At 66.4% G+C, this 1,096-nt stretch carries 1 protein-coding gene; it reads right to left on the bottom strand.

Features of this window, described 5'->3' with window-relative positions; genetic code table 11:
- Nucleotides 1-1,042, bottom strand: a 1,042-nt coding sequence (locus tag ACXRVY_RS30945; RefSeq protein WP_458239202.1) for a VCBS domain-containing protein, incomplete at its 3' end; no start/stop codon positions are given.
- Between the last annotated feature and the right edge of the window lie 54 nt (nt 1,043-1,096).

Below are 1,096 nucleotides of genomic sequence, written 5' to 3'. Positions count from 1 at the left end.
TATGCACGGCGACCGAAGTGAGGGTGCCATCGGCRCTGCTCACCGCGAAGGTGTCGGTGTAGGTGGTGCCGGCGRCGAACTCGTTGTGGGCGGAACTGGCGACGTAGGTCCAGGCACCGCCGGTGCCGATGGAGAACTGGCCGTAGCTGCCGGCGGTGTTGGTTTGGGCGACGAAGGTTGCGGCGCTGTCGACGTCGCTGATGGTCAGGCTGCCAGCGGTGGTCAGCGGAGCATTGGTTTCGCTCAGCGTAACGCTGGCCGAGGACAGCACGGCCGCATCGTTGGTGCCGAGGATATGCACGGTGACYGAAGTGAGGGTGCCRTCGGCRCTGCTCACCGCGAAGGTGTCGGTGTAGGTGGTGCCGGCGRCGAACTCGTTGTGGGCGGAGTYGGCGACRTAGGTCCAGGCACCGCCGGTGCCGATGGAGAACTGGCCGTAGTTGCCGGCGGTRTTGGTTTGSGCCTGGAAACTTTCCGGGCTGTCGACGTCGCTGATGGTCAGGSTGCCAGYGGTGGTCAGCGGAGCATTGGTTTCGCTCAGCGTAACGCTGGCCGAGGACAGCACGGCGGCATCGTTGSTRCCGAGGATATGCACGGTGACYGAAGTGAGGGTGCCGTCGGCGCTGCTCACCGCGAAGGTGTCGGTGTAGGTGGTGCCGGCGGCGAACTCGTTGTGGGCGGAACTGGCGACGTAGGTCCAGGCACCGCCGGTGCCGATGGAGAACTGGCCGTAGYTGCCGGCGGTGTTGGTTTGSGCGACGGAGGTTGCGGCGCTGTCGACGTCGCTGATGGTCAGGCTGCCMGCGGTGGTCAGCGCAGCATTGGTCTCGGTGAGGTTGGCGATGTCGGCGGACAGCACGGCCGCATCGTTGGTGCCGAGGATATGCACGGYGACCGAAGTGAGGGTGCCATCGGCRCTGCTCACCGCGAAGGTGTCGGTGTAGGTGGTGCCGGCGRCGAACTCGTTGTGGGCGGARYYGGCGACGTAGGTCCAGGCACCGCYGGTGCCGATGGAGAACTGGCCCGACGTAGGTCCAGGCACCGCCGGTGCCGATGGAGAACTGGCCGTAGCTGCCGGCGGTGTTGGTTTGGGCGA

The organism is Pseudomonas sp. P5_A2_2 (assembly GCF_054177685.1).
The sequence above is the reverse complement of the archived record's forward strand: the minus strand, read 5'-3'. Positions and strand labels throughout refer to the sequence as shown.